Here is a 20,147-nt window from a genome sequence, read left to right as displayed (position 1 = left end):
TCTCCCTAGGAAACATCAAGTCCCTGATTCTCGGCAGGAACATAGCCATTGTCTAACAGATCTGCATAAGGTTTCCCCAGTTTTCTCAGTTCTTCACAAAGGAAACCCGCCATGATAACTGCACCCTCCGGCTTTAAATGAGTATTGTCCTTAGGCCACATGAAATACGCTTTCGAGGCTAAGTCGCCTGCTGCTTCCAGATAAGCTTCCGTAACAGCTGTTAAATCGATTACCGGAACGCAGGCCTTTTCTCCGGTCTGCTTTACTGCCTCCGGATAAGCTCCATGGCTGCCAGGAAGAAATTTTCCCTGATCATTAAAAAGCCTTCTGGCAATCGGGGTAATGAGTACAGGATAAGCCCCTTTTCCTCTTGCAGCCCCAATGAATCTCATCAGATTTTCTTTAAATGTGGTATCCGGATCTGTATGGCGGGCCGGATCATCCTTCTCATCGTTGTGACCAAACTGTATAAAGAGAAAATCTCCCTCTTTCATCTCCTTTTCCATGAGAGCCAGACGCCCCTCATCCAGAAAAGATTTTGTGCTTCTCCCATTCTGGGCAAAGCTTTTCATCTCCACACCGTCTGCCAGATAAAGAAGCATCGCCTGTGATAACCCCGTCTGGGGGTATGTGGAGGCTTTATTAAATTTTACCGTGCTGTCTCCAGCATAAAAGATTGCTGCCATTTACGTACACTCCATAAGCTGCTCCTGTAAAGCGTTTTCCTTTTGTAAGGCCTTCCGAACAGATGGAAGTCACATCGGTCCACCGCCACAGGATTTTATTATTTAGTAGAAAGGTTCTGTTAAGACCGTCTGTCTCAACCCGTAACAGGACATGCCCATCAAAGGAGTACTCTTTACCTTCCGTCCTTACATAGGCGTTGTCCACATATTCCGATACAAATACCTGATTTTTTGACACACCAAATTTTATGTAGGTGTTTTCATCATAATAAAGAGTCATACCCCCATCAGAGGTATATTCTTCCTTCTCTTCTTCTGGTATCCACATCTCAAACTCTGCGTGGAAACAGAAATCCGGCTGAAATTTAACAAGCAGGCTGCTGCACTCTCTCCTGCATAAATCCAGTCCGTCTCCTCTGATCCACAGGGTTCCGTCTTTTGCAGTCCATACCCGGCTGCTGTCCCTGGTCCTTGGAGAAAGCCAGCCGTCCCCCGCTTTGCAGACAGCCATTTTCCCTGGTTCATGGGGAAACGGAAGGGGCGCCATATAGGAAGGACCTTTTCGTCCGTTTACCACAGGCCACCCATCTGCCGTCCAGGTAATTTCATCGAGACAGGTTTCTCTCCCAAGCATTCCCCAGGTCCCGTCAATAAACCGTGAGCATAAATATACCATAAACCATCTGCCGTCAGGCGTCTCAACCGGTTTTCCATGACCACAGCACTGGATAGCACCCATTTCATCCCATTGGTGCATAACAGGATTGTACGGACAGTTCTCATAAGGGCCATATAAGTTTTCAGATCTGGCAACCGTAATCATATGGCCTTTTCCAGTTCCGCCTTCTGCCAGAAAACAATAATAATACCCATCCTTTTTTATCAGATGGGGTCCCTCCGGCGCATGACCGGAATGCCCGTACCAGATCAGCTCCGGCAATGACAGCAGCTCTTTTCCATCCTCTGAAATCTCCATTATTCTGGCACCCCGGTTAATGAGCATATACCGTTTTCCATCATCGTCAGTAAAGATGGAAGGATCAATTCCCAGTACATTGTGAATAACCGGTGTTTCATAGGGACCTGCAGGATTCTGGGAGCTGGTAACCATCTGGGTCTGAATAAAGGGCGCATCATCATTATTGCGCAGGGTTGCACAGATATAAAATCTCCCGTTATGATAGCTGATATCCGGCGCCCAGAATCCCCGTCCGCCTTCCAGCTTTCCAAGATGCTCCTCTGCCCATTTCTCATCTGTGATCCCGTAACCGATGGTTTCCCAGTGGATTAAATCCTTTGAATGGGAAATGGGAATGCACGGAAAGAAAAGGAAGCTGGAATTCACCATATAATAATCCTCCCCCACACGTACAATACTGGGATCCGGGTGCATTCCTCTTAAAACCGGGTTGCGGTAGCATTCCTCACGGGAAAAACCGCATACACCTTTCAAATATTCTTCCAGCGGGGTTCCCTCCGCCAGGTCATAAGGTGAACACATGGACTGATTCGCCCATGTCGGGTCCATCCTGCAGCGCTCCACCATATACTTCACCAGCTTCTGATTTTTTCCTTCCACCGCATAGTGGAGAAGGCTGTTCCCTTCCTCATCACAATCCTCTGTATTGAAGCTGTGATCTATCAAACGGACAACCATGTCATAATCTCCCCGCTTCGCCGCCTCAAAGGCCTGCTTAGCTGCCGCTTCTGTCTTCAATGTGTATAAATTCATATTCCCCGTACCCTTCTGATCTTATGTTGTTTCTATTTGCACTCCAAAGACAGAGCTTTGCTCCTGTCCAGGTGGCCCGGCACAGAGGCTGTGGTTTTCCCATAAAGGTATACCGGATTCCATCTGCAGACCAGGAAAAGCGATACGTCTTGTCGGAGAAAAGCTCCAGGCGCAGATAAACCGTATCGTCCTCATATGGACAGGAGCTCTCAGGAATTTCCTGTGCCTCTCCAAGCAGCTCCTTATTGGTTACTTTTCCTGTATAGAGCATAAGGCAGTTTCTCTCACCGGTCCTTTGGATACCAAAATAAGCATAGGAATGTCCGATCATGCCAATGGAGGCCATATCTCCCTCCTGTTCCCAGTTAAGGCGTACCTTGGTGACGGCAGTAAATGACTTGTGCTGTGGAATCTGGGTCATGGCATTGGGCGCATACCACAGAAGATTTTCCCTGAAGGGATTTGTCAGACTAAACAGCCGGATTCCTTTATGCCCATCTAAGGAGTAAAAGGAGTCCCTGGGATTTGCCTGCCACTGCCACTGAAAACTAAGTCTTCCGCTTTCAAAATTATCCGACTGGGCAATTTTATACTGCGGCTGTCCCTCTGCAGGAACCTTCCACTCCTTAACCGGTTCCCCGATTCCATCCCCGTTCTGATCCGTTCCGATGAAGGGCCAGCCGTTGTGAAAGCACATGGGCTGCAGATGAACAATCCGCCCAAGCTCTGTCACATCCTGGAAATGGATAAACCAGTGCCTGCCGTCCGGCGCGATGACCCAGCCGCCCTGATGAGGCCCGTTTACGGATGTATTTCCCTGGTGCATCACAATCCGGTACTCATAAGGTCCCTTTATAGACCTTGCTCTTAAAACAGACTGCCAGCCGGCAGTCACGCCTCCTGATGGCATGAGTATGTAATAGTATCCCTGATCATAATACATTTTGGGGCCTTCCGTCGTAGGAGCGATCTGCTCGCCATCAAAGATGGTAACCGGCTCTCCTATGATTTCTCTGCACTGGGGATCGATTTCCACCAGATCCAGCCGGTGTTTGATCCCGCAGCGGCTGTTGGCGTAGGCAAATACCATATACGCCTTTCCGTCCATATCCCAGAAAGGACAGGGATCAATCCAGCCTTTCACCTCATGAAGGCAGTGAAGTTTAAATTCTCCATAGGGATCTTCTGATGTGGCTACAAAAATCCCCTCATCCGGAAGAGGAACAAATACATAAAAGGTACCCTCATGAAAACGGATGGAGGGCGCCCAGGTGCCGGAGCCGTGTGACGGCTGCTCATATTTTTCAAAAGGCAGGGAACTTACACAGTGATTGATTATTTCCCAGTGAACCAGATCCTTCGAATGCAGAAGGGGTACACCTGGAAGATAGGTAAAGGAAGAAGCTACCATATAATAATCTTCTCCCACCCGGATTACATCGGGATCTGAATAATCGGCATATAAAACCGGATTCTGATACTTTGACATTGACATCGCCATTACCTCCCATAATAATTACGCTAAAAAAGGAGCAGAAATTCTGCCCCTCTTTCTGCCTGACCGTTACTCTTTTACAGCGCCGATATTAACGCCCTGGATAAAATACTTCTGGCAGAATGGATATATGATCATGAAGGGAAGAATTGCTACAATAACAGCTGCGTTTTTTACTGTGTTCTCAGTTGCGCCGCCGATCGCCTGGGGCAAATCACTTCCCATTATAACAGATCTTAACTTCATTTGGAAATTATATAGATTTTCATTCGTAATATAAAGTTTATAATTGGTATAGTCATTCCAGTAAGATACCGCATACATCAGACCGATTGCGGTAAGTGCTGCCTTTGATAACGGAAGGACAATTTTTAGAAATATTCCCATGGGGGGGCAGCCGTCAATTTCTGCCGATTCAAATAAGCTGGCCGGAATTCCCTCAAAGAAATTTCTCATAAGCACCATATTATAAACATTAATAGCAGGAAGAAGGATTACCACAAATAAGGTATTGGTCAGATGAAATGACTTCATAATCAGATAAGTGGGAATCATACCGCCATTAAAGATCATGGTAAACAGCATAATATTTGCAAGCAGCGTTCTTCCTGGCATTTTCCACTGAATCAGCACATAAGCGCCCAGTGTTGCTACAGTAAGTCCCGTAATCGTCCCCACTATAGTCGTAAAAATAGATACCAGAAACGGTTTATACAAAGTCGGATTGGTAAATACAGAAATATAACCTGCAAAACCAAACTTTTCCGGAAACAGTTTCATACCATAAGCTGTCTTTAAATCAAACGAGTCAATTAAAACCTTGTAGATCGGGATAATCATGATAAGACTTATGAGTACGAATATGATCACCAGCATATAGTCAAATGCGGTTGCTTTCTTTTTCATGTTTTCTCCTCCCTACACAATTCCTCTTCCGCGAACTTTATAGCTGGCCTTGTTGCAGATAAGAACAAGGAAACAGCCTACCATCGAGGAAACAAGACCTACTGCTGTTGTATAGCCGTAATCAGGCAGAGCGCCGGAATTAAATGTCTGTGTGTAAATATAAGTCTGAAGTACATCTGCCTGCTGGCGTACCGCATCGTTTTGCAATACGAATACAGATTCAAACAAGTTCATAACCTTTGCCAGATTTAAGATCAGTACTGTAATAATGGTATTATTAAGAGCCGGTATGGTTATGTAACGCAGCTTGTTAAACCGGCCCGCTCCATCCATGGAAGCTGCCTCATAAAGCTCCGGATTAATTCCGGAAAGTGTTGCCATGAAGATAATTGTCCCCCAGCCTGTATCCTTCCAGACGTTAATGACATAATACATCGGCCGCCACCAGCTCTGGTTTCCAAGATAATAAATTCCCTCATTTAAAATTCCAAGTTTAATCAGCACAGCATTTAAAAGACCTGCACTGGTAGGAGAAAGAATCAGAGTAAATACAGATGCCGTAACAACCCATGACATAAAATGGGGCAGATACACAATTGTCTGTGTGATCTTTTTAAAAGTTACAGACCGCAGCTCATTGAGCATAAGAGAAAGCACAACGGCCATAATGGTATTTAACAGAAGCTTCACAATACTTAATGTGATGGTACTTCCAAATGCGTTCCAGAAGCCCGGCATATTCATCATCTTTTCAAAATGTGCCAGACCGATAAATACTGGCTCCTTAATTCCTTTATAGGAATAAAAGGCATATCTGATCCCCAGCATGGGAAGGTAATGAAACACCAGCGCAAAAATCAGAACTGGAAGAAACATCAGATAAAATCCCTTGTAATATCGGAGTGAAACAAGCAGCGGCCGTTTATTTTCGCCTGCAGCATTCGCTGCAGGCCCTTTCATCTTTTTATTCATAGGAAAACCTTTCTAAATCTATTTTGCTGATTCTTTCTTATTAAGTGAATCCACAATCATCTGTGACCATTTCGCTCCGCCATCGCTTTCGAAACGCTTAAATGCCTCTTCAACAGAAGTACCCTGTACCACAACATCTGCAATAATTGATTTTTTCAGTGTCATTAAATCTCCGTTATACGTAGCCATTTCTTCTGTAGAAGGGGTAATGGTCGCCTGACGGCAGTTTTCATTAAATACAGTCTGAGAGTTTTTAGCCTCTTCTTTAACCGCATCCTTTCCCGGATCACCCTCCCAGGTTGCGATGGCAAGCATCGGATCAAGATGCTGCTTGGTGTACTGTGTGCCAGGGTTTTCAAGGCTCTCTCTTAAATGGAACTCACCCTCTTTATAGGTCTTATCAAGAACTGTTTCCGCTTTCTTTGACCAGTGAACATCTTCTACACCATAGGACCAGAGCATTTGCAGATCACCGCCATCAAGCATGGATTCGATGAAATATTTGAATACGCCCTCAGGATTTTCACAGGAAGAAGTAATTGCCCATACCGGAGAAGTTCTTTCTACATAAGTACCAACTTCCTTGATCGGCTTTAATGCAATCAGCTCGCTGTCATGACCGTTTGATTCCAGATTGTTCTTTAAGTTGGTTCCCCAGGTACCTGCCCAGTAAGTAAACACACCGAACTTATCCTCATAAAACTTATTCCGGCAGTCTTTTGTACCATTGGTTAATGTTTCCTTATCAATATAACCTGCCGCATAGGCATCTCTCATACGCTGCAGTGCGGCCTTAAAATTATCCTTTGTAAATCCGTCGTACCAGACACCATCTTCTCCCTTTGCAAAGGATGGGTATGCGTCCTGATAAAACTCAGGCAGATAATTGGTCCACGGTTCTTCTGTTCCAATGAAACCGGCTGCCGATAAACCATAGGTATCCCCATTTACTCCATTGCCGTCAGGATCTCCTTCTGTAAACGCTTTTAGCATGTTTAAATACTCATCATAAGTTGTAGGTGCCTGTAATCCTACATTATCCAGCCATTTTTTCTTTACATACGTAACACAGCCGTTTCCTCTGGTAACCGGAAATCCATAAAGTTTACCATCAATTTTCATGTTATCAACAACTGCATCTCCTGTAAAACGGCCGGAGGATTTCAGTTCGGAATTATTCCATGCTTCTGTCATATCCCAGAGAGCACCTTCCTCCGCATATCCGGTATAGAAGCTTCCCTGAAGAAGTATTGCATCCGGCCAGTTCTCAGGACCGGAGGCGAATGTCTGACCCAGAACATCAAAGTACGCATCATGATCAGGCTGTATAATTTCTAAATCAATACCTGTCAGCTCTTCCCATCTTTTTTCAAATGCATCTCTGTTATTTGGTTTGGTTGTAACTGTTCCATTTACCATGATGGTAATCTTCTCAGGCTTTTTGATATCGCTCTCCGCCTTACTTTCTCCCGCAGAAGAACCGCTTTCCGTATTTGCCCCGGCACTTGTTGCCTCAGCTCCTGATTTTCCGGTTGAAGAACAGCCGCTTAAAGCCACAGAAGCAGCCATGGTAACCGCCATACCAGCTGCAAGCATTTTTTTAACTCTCATTTAGAACCTCCCAATATAATTGTTTTGTTATTTGGTGGTGCGCACCTTTTTTGCACTGCCATCATAGCACTCCAGACACACAATATCAACGCACATAATTTACTATCGTTGTTCATTTTTCTCTAAACAGCTTGTTTTCCATGTGGTTTATTATGCACATTTTATATTGCATATTTTAGTCCGTACGTGGTTTGACATAATTATATATGAAGTGACAGAGATCGTTTTTGAGTACATATTTTACGTTCTATGTACAGATCTTAATGTAAAGGGGTGAACCTCATTGATTTTAACACCATTTCATACTATAATTTTTAATATGAAAAAAGGAACGGTGCATATGAAAAATCGCAGACTTACATTAGAACACAATAAAAATATGTCCTACAAAAATCAGCTGATGCTGTCCTATACTTTAATCCTGGCGATCATTCTCGTGATTGGAGTTATCCTTTACTCACTTTCTTACCGTCAGGTAAAGACCGGTATCTATCAGCAGAACCGGCTCAGTCTGTCTGCTTCTGTCACGCAGCTTGACAATACGCTGGAACTGACGAATGCATCAGTGAAGCAGATAACGGCCAACAGCCTTTTTAATAACCTGATTAACAAAAAAAACAGTGAAGATTCTTCCTTTTATTATCTTGGTTATAAGACCCAGCAAAGTTTCAAGTCATCCATTACACCAGTGGAACTTCTGCTGCCAATCAACAACTCTTTTATTTATATTGAGAAATCCAGCTATGCCATCTCTCCCATCGTTTTTTCGGATTTCGATTTTTTCATCTGGCATAATACGAAGTATCCCATCGATCCGGCTCAGCTATCAAAAATACTGGTGGATCCGGCTTACTGGAACAAATTTATTCCATTTGATCAGCTCGGTGCCTCGTCAAAGAACTTTCTGTATATATACCCTCTGACGTCGCTCTCCCAGGTCGCCAATCACAGCAGCTCCGTGATCTGCTATCAGTTTGACCACGATAAAATTATGAATTATTTTTCCAATATCAACTTTTATAACGATGGATATCTGGTTGCCTATGACAAAAACGGCAATCAGGTGTTTCTTCTTTCCGGAGGCGGTCCTGTTATTGAGTATGACACACTGAAAAATATGGCCTTTGACCATAATATTGCACATTTTACCCAGGTAAAAGACAGGGAGGAAATGCTAATCACCACAGTGACTTCTTCTTATAATAACTGGAATTACTACCTGATACAGCCAGAAGAGAAGGCCTACTACTCCATTACCCCCTATCAGCGCTTCTTTACAACCGTTACTTTGGCAGCCATAATTCTTGGAGGAATTCTGGCAGTGATCTTTTCATCCTTTGGCAACCGCAAGGTTATAAAGCTGTCCAACGAACTGAACCTGAAGGAATCACTGGCCAGCTCTCTGAATCTTCTTGTGGAAAAGCAGAAGCCGGTTGTTGCGGAATCCTACATGAGACGAATCATGGAAGGAAGCATCACCAATAACATAGAGATGCAGTATATCATAGATGAGCTTGGTCTGGAACGGCCCGATACCAAATTTCACGTTTTATATACAGAAGTATCTCCGTCAGAGGAATCTGACATCTGCGCCAAGGATTTAGAGCTTTGCTTTGAAAATTACGATATGCTGGTAAGAGAAGCGCTACATCGCTATTATCCTGATACCGGGTATATTTACAAGCCTTCAGACCGGGCATTTGCCGTACTGATCGCCTCTGATAAATCCATGCAGGTTGAGCAGGTGTTAAACAGAGACAGAGACGTCTTCCTCGCCATGCACAGGGAACTTCTTGAAAAGTACGGAATCTGGATCAGGGGCGGATTAGGAGGCAGAAACGGCCTGATATCCTATACATGGAAATCCTATCAACAGGCAAAAGATGCAAAATCGATTACCACTACGGAAAAATATATTTTAAGCTGCAACGATTTTGCCAAATCAAATGATGTATATTATTTTCCCGAAAGCTTATCCATTCAGTTATGCGGCTTTATCTCTACCGGTAATAAAGATCAGGTAAGGGAGCTATTTAAGCTGATCCGGAATGAGAATTCTAACATACGCAGTCTTTCCTTCACCCAGCAGAAATGGCTTTTATCCGATATCCGGGCCACTGTCTTTAAGAAGAGGCATGCTATTTCGGAAGAGGGACTGGATGAAGAAAAACTCAGACTTTTAGATATGATTGACAAGCAGTTTGAAGGAGAGATGAGCCTTGACAGCTTAAAGACCATTTCCTTTGAGCTTTGTGATATCTGCGGCACAGATACAGAAAGTAACGAACTGATTATTAAAATACAGGATTACATCATCAATAATTACCATGATTCCGACCTTTGCCTGACTAAAATATCCGATGAATTTGGAATCTCAGAAAACTATTTCAGCTATCTCTTTAAAAAAGAGGTGTCCGAAAACTTCTCTACCTATTTAGAGCGGCTCAGAATGGCAAAAGCCAGGGAGATTATACTGGAGACTGATACCAGCCTTTCCACGCTGTACCAGTATCTTGGTTATAACAATGCTGCTTCCTTCCGTAGAGCATTCAAAAAGAACTATGGTGTATCTCCAAAAGAAATGAGGGATAAGATAAATGCTTAACAACAATCACGTACCATCTAAGGACCGCATGGAATGGCTCTGGCTCCGGCTGAAAGAAAGCGGTCTGCCCATTCACAGTTTTCTTGCTGAACAGGGCGGAAATCTTCTTACAGAGAACTATCAGGCCCCCTATACACAATCGGACTTACACCGCATGTTCTCCATCACCAAAAGCTTCTGCGCCCTGGCTGTGGGATACCTTCTGGAGGACGGACTGATTGCCCTTACAGATCCCATAACTGGATATTTTCCTGAATATTTAAGCGGGGAAGAAACAAGTCCCTGGCTTCTTAACATGACCATAAAGCACATGCTGACCATGCAGACCTGTCACTCTGCAACCACTTATAAGATTGACAGGAAGAAAAACTGGGTGGAGAGCTTTTTTAAAGTTCCTCCCACCCACAAGAGCGGAGAAATCTTTCTTTACGATACTTCCTCCGCTCATACACTGGCAGCACTTGTAAAAAAACTGACAGGCAAAGGAGTTCTTGATTATTTAAGGGGAAAATGTCTGAATGAACTGGATTTTTCCAAAGAGGCATATATCATAAAAGATCCGTTTGGAAGCGAAATGGGAGGCTCCGGTTTGATGGCCCTACCCGGAGATTTATTAAAGACTGGCAGATTCTGTATGGATACAATCCGGCATGGGAGCGGGATTTTTGCAGATTATTTAAGAGATGCAGTTTCCTTTCAGGTTCCCACCGTGCATTTTGGACAGACACTGGATGAAAAGCAGGGATACGGCTATCAGATCTGGCAGATCCGAAACGGCTTTGCAATGTACGGGATGGGCGGTCAGTATGTGCTTTTTTATCCGGAGCTGGATACGGTTTTAGTCATTACGGCAGATACCCAGAACATCAGAGGGGGACAGCAGAAAATACTGGATATCATTCATGATGAACTAAAGGAGTTTTTAAACCCTGTCCCCAATCCTCCTGCCTGTTTCTGTCCTTCCTTTCACGATGCTTCTTACCGGCTGCTGCCTGGAAGCCAGGGATTTACAAGACTCTCCCTTTCCTTTGATGCCAAAGAGGGCAGTCTTACCCTGTGGGGACCGGGTAAGACATACAAAATCCCATTCTCCTTTACAGAGCCTTATGTGAGCATCTTAAATGGCTATGAACAGAGGATTGCAGTAAAAGCTCTGTGGCCAGACTTAAGAACCCTTTACCTCCCGGTTTCCGTGGTGGGCGAATACGTCGGTTCCATACACATCCTTTTAAGTCTGTCGGAGAACTGCATAACCGTATGGATGAAAAAAGTGGAAGAATCTCTGTTCCATGAATTCACCGGATTTTTAACCGGCATAAAGGAGTAGGAATCTATTTCATTATATCTTCTCCCCTGGCCGCTCTTGCTACAATACCGGACGAGGCCAGTAGAGCGATCAGGTTTGGAAATACCATCAGTGCATTAAAGAGATCCGATAAATTCCATACTAGCTGAACCTTTAGAAATGATCCAAGAACCAGGAACAGCACAACAATCAAAGCATAGACTTTCGTTGCTTTTGCACCAAAAAGCGCTTTCACATTTACCTCTCCGAAAAAGTACCATCCGATGATTGTTGAAAATGCGAAAAACAGAAGACATATTGCTACAAACGTATTCCCGAAGAAACCAAATGCCTCACTGAATGCAGCCTGGGCAAGAGCAGTTCCCTGAGGCGCACCTTCCACTCCCGGAGCCAGTCTGCCGGAGGTAAGAATTACCAAAGCAGTGAGATTAAGAACCACAAAGGTATCGATAAATACAGCCATGATTGCCATGACACCCTGATCCTGGGGTCTCTCTACCTTAGCAATTGCATGGGCATGAGGAGTAGAACCCATACCTGCCTCATTGGAAAAAAGCCCTCTTGCAACACCATAACGCATGGCTTTCTGAACACCGATTCCTGCAGCACCGCCAAGAAGTGCCTGGGGACGGAATGCTCCAATCACAATGGACCTAAGAGCAGGCAGAAGAGCGCTGTGATTGATAACCAGCACAATCAGACATCCTATAATATAAAATCCGGCCATAACCGGTACAAGTTTTTCTGTCAGAGAAGCAATTCGCTTGACACCCCCCATAAAAGTAAATGCCGCAACCGCTGCAATCAGAATCCCCACAATCAGAGGATTCAGGCCAAAAGCTGTTTGAAAGGCCTGACCTATGGAATTTGCCTGAACCATATTGCCGGTAAATCCCAGGGCAAAGATAATTGCCAGGGAGAAAAATACCGCCATAACCTTACCGGCAGTTCCTTTAAAACGGGCTTTGATATAATAAATCGGACCTCCGGTTACTTCTCCCTGGGAATTGACTGTTTTATATTTTTGAGCCAGGACCGCCTCTCCATAGTTGGTTGCCATTCCAAAAAATGCACTCACCCACATCCAGAATATTGCTCCTGGTCCTCCGGAATAAAGTGCTGTTGCACAGCCTGCAATATTGCCCGTGCCTACCTGAGCGGCAATTGCCGTAGTTAAAGCCTGAAAGGAAGACATTCCATCTTTGCCTGCATTCTCGCCGTTCAGCTTAAAACTGCCGAACAGTCTCTTAAATCCTTCCCCGAATTTTCTGACCTGTACAAACCGTGTGCGCACAGTAAATAAAATACCTGTTCCCACCAGCAGATACAGTAAAATGCTGTTCCAGACAATGCTGCTGACTTTATCAACCAGCTGTGTAAATTGTTCCATGTGATAGATCCTCTCTTTTTTTTACTAAAAAAGCCAAACCATACAGGATGATTTGGCTCTGAAAGCAAACAAATAAGGGCGTCACTGCCGCTTTACGTTTGAACTTAAACTCTGTCCTTTTGCCTGAGAGATTAACGCGGTCTCCCGCGCCTTGCACCTTCGGCACTCATTCATGAGATTCTCCAGAGCCACATCCATTCATAGTCCTTATCCGGCAATCCGGATGCCTGAGAGTGTTACTCCTTCGGCAGACAATCGTCATTTTCCTACGAACTTCACTTGTTGGTATGGTACTTTTTTACTTTACCACATTAACACAGCCTCTTAAGAATGTCAAGCCGATACTTTACTTTCTTTTCTCCATGCACTTCATTTTCTTTTCTTTCTGTGCCAGAAAACAACTCCTACTTTTGAATTTTTCTTATGGAGACATTGTATAATAAGAACCTGAAATACAGCTTAAATAATTATTTTCATTCTGTGAAAGCCTTGTGATCAATCTTTGTACTGGTGATTGCGTATATAATTTGTTACAATGTATTAAATAATACTTATAAAGGAAGGAGCTGTCATTTTGATTATTCAAACCCATAAATTTAATGAAAATGAATCCGCCGGATTTTTTACTGCATATCTGATCGAGGATTCCAAAGAGCTTTTGCCTGGCAAAAAACGTCCTGTGATGGTAATTGCGCCTGGCGGAGGGTATCTCTTTACCTCGGACCGGGAAGCAGAACCGATTGCTTTTAAGTTTTTATCCATGGGATATCACGCAGTTGTACTAAGATATACAACAGGTGATCCGGAAGGAAAACGAACCGGCGTAGCCAGTACCGCTCTAAAAGAACTGGCTCAGACTGTCCGGTACTTAAGAAAGAATTGCGAACGCCTGTTTATTGATCCTGATAAAATTGGGATCTGCGGTTTTTCTGCAGGCGCACATCTGGCCGCAAGCCTTGGCGTACACTGGCATGAAAAAGAACTGGGGGAATCTCTTTTACCCACTCCATGCAGTCCTGATGAGATCCGTCCCAATGCGCTGATCCTTGCCTATGGTCTGCTGGATTATCAGGTGATGAAGGAGAAATCGGCCGAAGAAGCCGGAGATGAGTCAAAAAAAGAGATGTTTGCTTTTATGGACCAGGCAAATACGGCTCTGACCGGAGAGACAGAGCTTACGGAGGATGTCATTCACACCTTCAGCCCCAGCCGCTTTGTCTCTTCAAAGACTCCGCCTGCCTTTCTGTGGCATACATCAAAAGATGGGCTGGTATATTCCGAGAATTCTCTGGTCTTTGCCCTGGAAATGGCCAGACACCATGTCCCCTATGAACTCCATATCTTTCAGGAAGGCGAACATGGGCTGGCTTTGGCAAATCATGTAACAGCCAACGCTCCAAACCAGATCCTTCCCGAGGATGAAGTTTGGTTTAACCTGGCCGAAGCCTGGCTGAAAAAATTGATTCCTCTTTCATAAGATTTAGATCATGTCTAAAGCCTCACAAAGTGCTAATATCACTAAAGCCTGACCATAGGCCATGGGGGAAATAAGGATATTTTTATAATGTTCCCTGTCTTCCCCCATTCCTGTCCCTCCGGAAACAGAAAAAACCGTTCCATCCGCCCCTATATTTTGAAGAATGCCTGCCACTGCAGACCTGGCACACTCTAAATATTTACTGTCGAGAATTCCCATACGTATTCCTTTTATAATTCCAGCAGCAATGGCTGCTGAACCAGAAACTTCCTCATAGCTGTCCGGATCATCTAAAACAGTATTCCATAAACCGCTTTTGCTTTGCAGCGCGGTCAATGCCTCAACCTGGTTCCTATAGGTTTCTGTAATAATTCTCTTTATTCCCTCTTCCATTGTTCCATGGAACATTTCAATATATTCCAGACTTCCCACTGTAAACCAGCTGTTGCCTCTGCACCAAAACACTTTGCCAAAATTATGGCTGCCATTAAAATTCCAGCCATGATAAAACAAACCGGACTTTTTGTCACACAGATATTTAATATGAATCAGCATCTGATAATTTGATTCACTTACCCAGTCACTCCGTCCATATTTTAAGCCCATTCGGTTTAAAAAGAGGACAGTCATGAAAATGGTATCGATCCATATCTGGTTATCATTGAGGCGGACACCCTGACGGTCTCCGTTTGCGCTGGTTACATGCTGAAAGCCTCCTTCTCTGGTCCTTGGGAGGCTTTCCATCAGCCACTTGGCCCAGTTAAGTGTAAGCGCTTCAAATTCCGGATTATTCCAAGATTCGTTTAGTTCAATAAGTGCCAGCAATGGAGCCGTTGTATTGATATTTTTTGAAGGCAATCCGTTTTTTAAATTCAGCTGATACCAATTCAGAAGAAACTGCCTGCGTTCCTCATCTTCCTTGGATTTCAACATCTTAGTAATTCCATAAAGTCCTACACCCTGAGGCCAATCCCATTCCTGAATGCCAAAATCTCTTTTAAAATATCCCGTGGTCTCACTTTCTTCTACCGTCTTTTCCTTATCCTCTTCCAAATGAAGAAGCTTTTCTACCACCAGATTTAATTTCATTTTGATTTCCTGTTTCGTCAGATTATCCATTCGTTTCTCCTGATCTGTTTCTGATTATATGAATGAAGCTTCTTCTACCATATATCAATGGCATGCTGATTGATCTTAAGAACTGCTTCAATAAAATAAAAATCACCGTATATGATCGGATACTCATGCACTGCTTCTTTATAAGAAGCGGAGCAGCAATCCAGGAAATAATCCACCTCTGTTTCCCATCTGCATCGTTGTTGGGAAAGAACCTCTAAAAGTCTGACAGCCGCCTCTTCATACCGTTCCTGATCACTGGCCTGAACCAGACCAGACAATTCCAAAAGTCCTGAGGCAGCAACTGCAGCGGCAGAAGAATCTTCCCATGTACAGGAGTCTGGCTGATTAAAATCAATGGGAATCAACCCGTTCTCTGGTATGTGATCCAGAAAATAATCCGCAATCCTGCATGCTGCTGTCAGATATTCCTGTTTTTTTGTATGCCTGTAACTGAGTGCAAATCCGTAAATTCCCCAGCCCTGACCTCTGGTCCAGGATGATCCATCTTCATATCCCTGACCTTTATGACTTCTGATCCGCCTGCCGGTGACCGGATCGAATTCTACAATATGAGCCACTGACCCGTCAGGCCTGATAAAACTATTCACGACTGTATCTGCATGATTTACTGCAATCTGCAGGAATCGTGGATCTCCTGTACAGTCAGAAGCCCAATAGAGCAGGGGAAGATTCATCATACAGTCAATGATCGCATATCCTCTGTGATCCTGACCAGCCCGGTCATTCCACGCCCGGATAAATTTTCCTTCGGGATTATATCTTCCTGCCAGATTGGAAGCTGCAAGAAGCCCCCGGTTCAATGAAGCTTCTGATCCTGTAAGCTTATAATCAAACACTGCCGTAGGAAGCCATTTGAACCCGTTGTCATGATCCATAAAATCATAAACCAGAAAACTGGCATCCAGTTTTTCTTCTATCTCCAATGCATTTTTTAATGCCTGGCTGTTTTTTCTCCTGTCATATAAAAACCACATCATTCCGGCAAAAAAACCATTGGTCCACCAACCGATCTTTTGACCAGAGCAATCATCAAAACTCCCATCTGCTGCTGAATAAGGGATTTTATGTACGCTCCTCTCTGCAACCTGCTCCAGCTTATCAAGTATCTTCGTTTCCACCTCATTTGCCCAGTGCTGAATTTCCGATCTCATGTTTTTTCCTCCATCTCTCCTATACAATCTTTATAAACTTCCCATTCCATTCCACAGTGATGTTCTCTTCCTGCCAATTCACTTCTGGCATCTGACTCCATCTAAGCTCCCGGTCTTCTGACATATCGCCAAATACACAGCTGACCAGTATATGACTTCCCTTTTTCAGATGATGCTTCACCAGAGGCATAACCGTAAGAGGATATAAAAGATTCGTATTAGGAAAGCACTGAAGTACCTCTCCATCGCCTCCGGTCAGACTTACAACTCCTGAAATTCCCCAGGGCAATACAGCAGCTGCTCTGCCTTCCCCCTGATACAGCTGGCTCTTATCATACCGTTTTCCGGATTCATCCTCTGCAGGGAGACAGAATCCTCCTTCTGATACATCAATCTCCTGTTCGCAGGTAATCCGATGAATTCTTACATGCCATGGGGAACAAGGTACAATTATACTTTCCGCTGTTACTCCGTTTATGGGATTATATTTTACACGAAGAGAGTCTTCCTCTGCTTCATAGCATAAACAGCCATTCATCATTGTATAGCGATTCTCTCCACTATGGGAAAAAGCAATCGTATTATCAAAAGCACCATCGTTTAACTCATGACCTCTTGAAATGCTAAATCCAAATCGGTTGGAATAAACAAACTTTTCATACTTTTCACACACATGACCATGATTCCCCGGACAGTGCTGACCTGCCACATAAGCCATGACTGTTTCATCCTGGTCATGAGTCACAATCATATGTGGAATAGAAAGTTTTTTCTGTTTTTCATAAGGAAACGATATCGGTTCCGCTCTCCAGAATTCATGATCTTCCGGCAATGCCAGCACGAGGAAGGCTTTCAAAGCCCAGAATGGTGATCCGCCCCCATTGTAATGTTCACTCATAATCAGATTGGGGTATTGATACCCCACTGTCATTACTCCTCCATGATCTGTAATGGACGACTCAAACCAGTTTTTTAAATTCCCGCAAATCAGATTTCTTATTACTCCATAATCCAGAGAACCCCCGCCCAGAAATGCATAGGCACTAAAAAAGCTGACATGGGCAAAGCGGTAAGTCAGACTTCTTCCAAAAGGAACGCTGGTACCATCATTGGCAAACATATATATATAATCCCGGAAAAATATTTCCCGGCGTTCCTTTAAAATACGGGACCATTCGGGATCCAGTTCTTCCATAAAAGAAGCATAAATCTGGCCATAGAAATGAAAGGCAAAGGCAATGTAGTAATCCATCTTGTCCTTTCCTCCATCCACATACCAGCCATTTCCCACATAGGAATTTTCTATCAGCTCCTTGTCCTCACTTACCCGCTCCTCTGAATATGGAAGATTTAAAAGGCGGAAAATCATATTGGTGAGGACTCGGAAAAACCTCCAGTTATTTTTCGGCATTTCACAACAGTTCATCTGATTTAACCAATGGTAGATATTTTTTTTCACAGAATCCGGAAATTCGTTCCACATTTCCTGATTTAAGGCAAACATTACGACAATCGCAGCTGCCTCCACGATTCTCTGGTCGAAATCGGTGATCTCTCCCCAATATTCTATGTGTTCTGGATTTGTTCCTGCAGAAATTCCCTGCAGAACTATCTCTTTCCATTCTGCTGCCTCATTACAGATCTGATCATTCTGATAAGAAGCAGCACAGGAAAAAAGGGGACCGAGTCCCCAAAGAATTCTTGCAAATCCCTCCATTCCAGCTACTCTGCTGCCGTAATGCACTCCGGTTTGACAAATATTTAAGAATCCCCGTCCAGGGCTTAAATATTTTTTTAAGGGACGAATGAGGACTAAAAGGCTTAATGCCGTTTCTTCCCTTGTATTAAAACCCGCAAACCTCTCCATCATCCTTTCACACCTCCTGAAGTAATTCCTTCCACGAAATATTTCTGAGCAAAAAAGTAAAGAAGTATGGGTGGTATCATTGATACGAATGACATGGCAAGCACCTGATTCCACGGAGTTGATGACCCCTGACCATCTATTGACATCTTTAAAGCCAGCGACAGGGTAAAATTCTTAACACTGCTGATATAGACCAGATTATTAAAATAATCATTCCATCTCCAAAGTGTCTGGAAAATGACTACGGAAAAAACAGCCGGTTTCATTAATGGAAAAAGGACTTTTATAAACACCATCAGAGGGCTGCAGCCATCTATATATGCTGATTCGTCCAGTTCTTTTGGAATTCCTCTTAAAAACTGAATCTGCATAAAAATAAAAAACGGATAGCAGGCCAAAAGTGCAGGCGCCCAAAACGGCATATAGGTATCCACCCAGCCAAACTTATTAAAAGCCACATATCTTGGTATGACAACAACGGAATCCGGCAGCATAAGGGTGGAAATCATCAGAAGAAAGAATAGCTTTTTCCCAGGGAACCGGAATCTGGCAAATCCATATGCAACCACTCCGGTTGATAAAACGGTCAGAACTACCGTAGGAACTACCAGTTTCAGTGTATTCCAGTAGAAAGTGGAATACGTGAACTGACCACTCCCTCTAAAGCCTCTCAGATACGGTGACATGGAAAACTGCCGTGGAAAAAGAGTGAGTTTTCCAAACAGTTCCTGATTATCCTTAAAAGAGGCAAAAAACAGCCAGATTAGCGGATAAATCATAAATATACCGATGGAAATCAGGATGATATAAGCAATCGTATTATTTTTGTTTTTTATTTTCATCAGTCTGTACCTCCGTCATTATAAAATACCCAGGCATCTGAAGACTTAAATACTACCAGTGTAACAGCAAGTATTGTTAAAAATAGAATCCATGAGGATGCAGATGCATATCCCATCTTCAGATTTTTAAATGCGTCTTCGTATATCTTTACTCCCATCAGGTAAGTACCGTGATTGGGACCGCCATTGGTAATAATAAAGGCTGAGGTAAACTCCTGAAGAGCATGAATAATCTGCATCATAAGATTAAAGAAAACAATTGGAGTAATCATGGGCAGGGTAATGGAAAAAAACTGTCTCCATTTTGTCGCACCATCTACGGACGCCGCTTCATACAGTTCTGTAGGAACGTTTTTTAATCCTGCAAGAAACAGTACCATTGAAGATCCGAACTGCCATACCACCAGAAGACTGATAGAAACCAAAGCAATATCAGGACTTCCCAGCCAGTCTACAGCCGGTATACCAATAACAGAAAGAGCCTTATTTACCATGCCTTCCTTCATAAACATAAATTTCCACAGAATTGATATTGCCACACTTCCTCCCATAATTGATGGCAGGTAATAAACAGTTCTGAAAATGTTAATTCCCTTCAATTTCATATTCAGTATCATGGCAATGGCCAGTGCCATAATCAGCTTCATGGGTACAGACATGAGTGAGTACTTAATGGTAATTAAAAAAGCTTTCCAGAAATATTTATCTTTGGTGAATAAATCCCTGTAATTTTTAAACCCGATCCATTTTCCGTCTTTTAAAATAGAAAAATCTGTAAATGAATAATATAAGGACATTATCAGCGGGTATGCCTGAAGCAGTGCAAATCCAATAATCCAGGGAGCAATAAAGATGAGACCCCACTTCCAGTTTTTCGGATATTTTCTTACAGTGCAGGGGGCATTTGTGTGATTCGAATATGAGTTTTTCATGAATTTCCTCCAACAAAAAAGGGATACCGGCCAGT

General features: G+C 43.5%; 15 protein-coding genes and 2 riboswitches. Of the genes, 3 read left to right on the top strand and 12 right to left on the bottom strand.

The window, feature by feature from the left end; translation table 11 throughout:
- Nucleotides 1-5: 5 nt before the first annotated feature.
- The 6 genes from V7D18_RS06110 to V7D18_RS06085 all read right to left on the bottom strand — a co-directional run bounded on the left by V7D18_RS06110 (nucleotide 6) and on the right by V7D18_RS06085 (nucleotide 7,402).
- On the bottom strand, nucleotides 6-686 hold the full coding sequence (locus V7D18_RS06110; RefSeq protein WP_426152449.1) for a rhamnogalacturonan acetylesterase: 681 nt from the start codon (nucleotides 684-686) through the stop codon (nucleotides 6-8).
- Nucleotides 643-2,418, bottom strand: a complete 1,776-nt coding sequence (locus tag V7D18_RS06105; RefSeq protein ID WP_426152447.1) for a family 43 glycosylhydrolase — start codon at nucleotides 2,416-2,418, stop codon at nucleotides 643-645. Before V7D18_RS06105 ends, V7D18_RS06110 begins: the two co-directional genes overlap by 44 nt.
- A complete protein-coding gene (locus V7D18_RS06100) occupies nucleotides 2,381-3,907 on the bottom strand; it encodes a glycoside hydrolase family 43 protein (protein WP_426152647.1) in 1,527 nt (508 codons plus the stop codon). Before V7D18_RS06100 ends, V7D18_RS06105 begins: the two co-directional genes overlap by 38 nt.
- A 75-nt stretch (nucleotides 3,908-3,982) precedes the next feature.
- Nucleotides 3,983-4,819 (bottom strand): carbohydrate ABC transporter permease, encoded by an 837-nt coding sequence (locus V7D18_RS06095; protein WP_117416657.1) that lies wholly within the window; start codon nucleotides 4,817-4,819, stop codon nucleotides 3,983-3,985.
- A 12-nt stretch (nucleotides 4,820-4,831) separates the two neighbouring features.
- Nucleotides 4,832-5,791 (bottom strand): ABC transporter permease, encoded by a 960-nt coding sequence (locus V7D18_RS06090; protein WP_426152445.1) that lies wholly within the window; start codon nucleotides 5,789-5,791, stop codon nucleotides 4,832-4,834.
- Between the two features lie 18 nt (nucleotides 5,792-5,809).
- Entirely contained in the window at nucleotides 5,810-7,402 is a 1,593-nt protein-coding gene (locus V7D18_RS06085; protein WP_426152443.1) for an extracellular solute-binding protein, read from the bottom strand.
- Nucleotides 7,403-7,742: 340 nt separating this feature from the next.
- Between V7D18_RS06085 and V7D18_RS06080 the strand changes: the two genes are divergently transcribed.
- A complete protein-coding gene (locus V7D18_RS06080) occupies nucleotides 7,743-10,007 on the top strand; it encodes a helix-turn-helix domain-containing protein (protein WP_426152441.1) in 2,265 nt (754 codons plus the stop codon).
- Nucleotides 10,000-11,334 (top strand): serine hydrolase domain-containing protein, encoded by a 1,335-nt coding sequence (locus V7D18_RS06075; protein ID WP_426152439.1) that lies wholly within the window; start codon nucleotides 10,000-10,002, stop codon nucleotides 11,332-11,334. Before V7D18_RS06080 ends, V7D18_RS06075 begins: the two co-directional genes overlap by 8 nt.
- Nucleotides 11,335-11,338: 4 nt before the next feature.
- On the opposite strand, the gene V7D18_RS06070 is transcribed toward V7D18_RS06075, so the two are convergent.
- Nucleotides 11,339-12,703: an alanine/glycine:cation symporter family protein gene (locus V7D18_RS06070; protein ID WP_426152437.1), complete on the bottom strand. Its 1,365-nt coding sequence runs from the start codon at nucleotides 12,701-12,703 to the stop codon at nucleotides 11,339-11,341.
- 101 nt (nucleotides 12,704-12,804) lie between these two features.
- Nucleotides 12,805-12,899: riboswitch (glycine riboswitch) on the bottom strand.
- Between the two features lie 9 nt (nucleotides 12,900-12,908).
- A riboswitch (glycine riboswitch) is annotated at nucleotides 12,909-12,982 on the bottom strand.
- A gap of 295 nt (nucleotides 12,983-13,277) precedes the next feature.
- On the opposite strand from V7D18_RS06070, the gene V7D18_RS06065 reads away from it, so the two are divergent.
- Nucleotides 13,278-14,180, top strand: coding sequence for an alpha/beta hydrolase (locus V7D18_RS06065; RefSeq protein WP_426152435.1), 903 nt, complete (start codon nucleotides 13,278-13,280; stop codon nucleotides 14,178-14,180).
- Nucleotides 14,181-14,183: 3 nt separating this feature from the next.
- On the opposite strand, the gene V7D18_RS06060 is transcribed toward V7D18_RS06065, so the two are convergent.
- The 5 genes from V7D18_RS06060 to V7D18_RS06040 are packed head-to-tail and all read right to left on the bottom strand — an operon-like array spanning nucleotide 14,184 to nucleotide 20,112.
- Nucleotides 14,184-15,299 (bottom strand): glycoside hydrolase family 88/105 protein, encoded by a 1,116-nt coding sequence (locus V7D18_RS06060; protein ID WP_426152433.1) that lies wholly within the window; start codon nucleotides 15,297-15,299, stop codon nucleotides 14,184-14,186.
- 44 nt (nucleotides 15,300-15,343) lie between these two features.
- Nucleotides 15,344-16,471 (bottom strand): glycoside hydrolase family 88 protein, encoded by a 1,128-nt coding sequence (locus V7D18_RS06055; RefSeq protein WP_426152431.1) that lies wholly within the window; start codon nucleotides 16,469-16,471, stop codon nucleotides 15,344-15,346.
- 19 nt (nucleotides 16,472-16,490) lie between these two features.
- Complete coding sequence (locus V7D18_RS06050; RefSeq protein ID WP_426152429.1) at nucleotides 16,491-18,341, bottom strand: DUF2264 domain-containing protein; 1,851 nt, start codon at nucleotides 18,339-18,341, stop codon at nucleotides 16,491-16,493.
- Entirely contained in the window at nucleotides 18,338-19,180 is an 843-nt protein-coding gene (locus V7D18_RS06045; protein WP_426152427.1) for a carbohydrate ABC transporter permease, read from the bottom strand. Before V7D18_RS06045 ends, V7D18_RS06050 begins: the two co-directional genes overlap by 4 nt.
- A complete protein-coding gene (locus tag V7D18_RS06040; protein ID WP_426152425.1) occupies nucleotides 19,180-20,112 on the bottom strand; it encodes a carbohydrate ABC transporter permease in 933 nt (310 codons plus the stop codon). Before V7D18_RS06040 ends, V7D18_RS06045 begins: the two co-directional genes overlap by 1 nt.
- Nucleotides 20,113-20,147 lie beyond the last annotated feature (35 nt).

Origin of the sequence: Lacrimispora sp. 38-1 (assembly GCF_049890855.1) — a bacterium.
In the GTDB taxonomy this organism is placed as follows: domain Bacteria; phylum Bacillota; class Clostridia; order Lachnospirales; family Lachnospiraceae; genus Lacrimispora.
This window is presented reverse-complemented; position numbering and strand designations above follow the sequence as displayed.